1 pseudogene is annotated in these 1,098 nt (G+C 64.3%); it reads left to right on the top strand.

The annotated features are described in order from the left end of the window. Positions 1–1,098, top strand: a pseudogene (locus AC3IFE_RS10800) (YadA-like family protein); the annotation flags it as partial.

Raw genomic sequence — 1,098 nt, 5'->3', positions numbered from 1 at the left:
TCGAACGTGGCGGATGGCAAGGCCGACAAGGACGCGGTGAACGTGTCGCAGTTGAAGTCGTCGGGCTTGATCGGTGACGACGGCAAGTCGGTTGCCGCGGTCACGTACGAGAAGAATGCGGACGGTACGCCGAACTACAAGTCCGTGAAGCTGGCGGGCGAAGGCGGTACGACGCTGTCGAACGTGAAGGCAGGCAGGGCCGATGAGGACGCGGTGAACGTGTCACAGCTGAAGTCGTCGGGTCTGATCGGCGACGACGGCAAGTCGGTCGCCGCGGTGACATACGACAAGAAGGCAGACGGTACGCCGAACTACAAGTCGGCCACGCTGGCGGGCGAAGGCGGCACGATTCTGTCGAACGTGGCGGATGGCAAGGCCGACAAGGACGCGGTGAACGTATCGCAACTGAAATCGACGGGCCTGATCGGTGACGACGGCAAGTCGCTGGCCGCGGTCACGTACGACAAGAACGCGGACGGCACACCGAACTACAAGTCGGTGAAGCTGGCGGGCGAAGGCGGCACGACGCTGTCGAACGTGAAGGCAGGCAAGGCCGACACGGATGCGGTGAACGTGTCGCAACTGAGGTCGGCGGGCTTGATCGGCGAGGACGGCAAGTCGGCCGCCGCGGTGACGTATGACAAGAACGCGGACGGCACGCCGAACTACAAGTCGGTGAAGCTGGCCGGTGCAGGCGGCACGGTTCTGTCGAACGTGGCGGATGGCAAGGCCGACAAGGATGCGGTGAACGTGTCGCAACTGAAGTCGTCGGGCCTGATCGGCGAGGACGGCAAGTCGCTGGCCGCGATCACGTACGACAAGAACACGGACGGCACGACGAACTACAAGTCGGCCACGCTGGCCGGCGAAGGCGGCACGACGCTGACGAACGTGAAGGCTGGCGAACTGTCGGCGACGAGCACGGACGCGGTGAACGGCTCGCAACTGTTCGCGACGAACGAGAGCCTGGGCAAGCTGAATGACGCGCTGAAGGACGGCGGCGTCATCGACGGCACGACGGGTGAATCGCTGGCGGTGGTGTACGACAGCACGTCGAAGGACAAGGTGACGCTGGCCGGTGGCAAGACGGGCACGATC

The sequence above is a fragment of the Burkholderia sp. APQ4-4ca genome (assembly GCF_057837105.1).
This window is presented reverse-complemented; position numbering and strand designations above follow the sequence as displayed.